The 393-nt window shown below is 80.4% G+C and carries 1 protein-coding gene; it reads right to left on the bottom strand.

Annotated elements, in window-relative coordinates:
- Window positions 1–165: 165 nt before the first annotated feature.
- Window positions 166–393, bottom strand: a 228-nt coding sequence (locus tag RM540_RS16345) for a hypothetical protein (RefSeq protein WP_311666098.1), incomplete at its 5' end; no start/stop codon positions are given.

Here is a 393-nt window from a genome sequence, read left to right as displayed (position 1 = left end):
CGCGTCCGGGGTCTCCAGCAGGGCCACCGCTCCGACGAGCGTCTGCGGGAGCGGCGGGCAGCGGAGGTCGAGGCGGCCGAGGGCGCCCCGGCCGGTCGGCGGGGGGAAAGCGGGCATGGCAGCGGGGCGGGGCGGCGCGGCGCGTCCACCCCGCCCGGGGCGGGCCTAGAGGACGGGGGCCAGGAGCGCGTCGAGGTACTGGGCGAGCGGGGCGGCCTCGTCCTGGAACAGGAGCTCGAGGCCCTCTGGGCCTCCGGCTTCGGGGAGGTCGCACCGGGCGATCTCGGACCAGACGGTGGCGTCGTCGACCGGCCCCGCGGGGTAGCCGAGCGCGGCGGCGCCGCGGCTGGAGGCGGCCGTGGCCCGGAGCAGGAGCCCGACGGCCGGGTCCAG

It is taken from the genome of Rubrivirga litoralis (genome assembly GCF_031846415.1).
Lineage (GTDB): Bacteria > Bacteroidota > Rhodothermia > Rhodothermales > Rubricoccaceae > Rubrivirga > Rubrivirga litoralis.
This window is presented reverse-complemented; position numbering and strand designations above follow the sequence as displayed.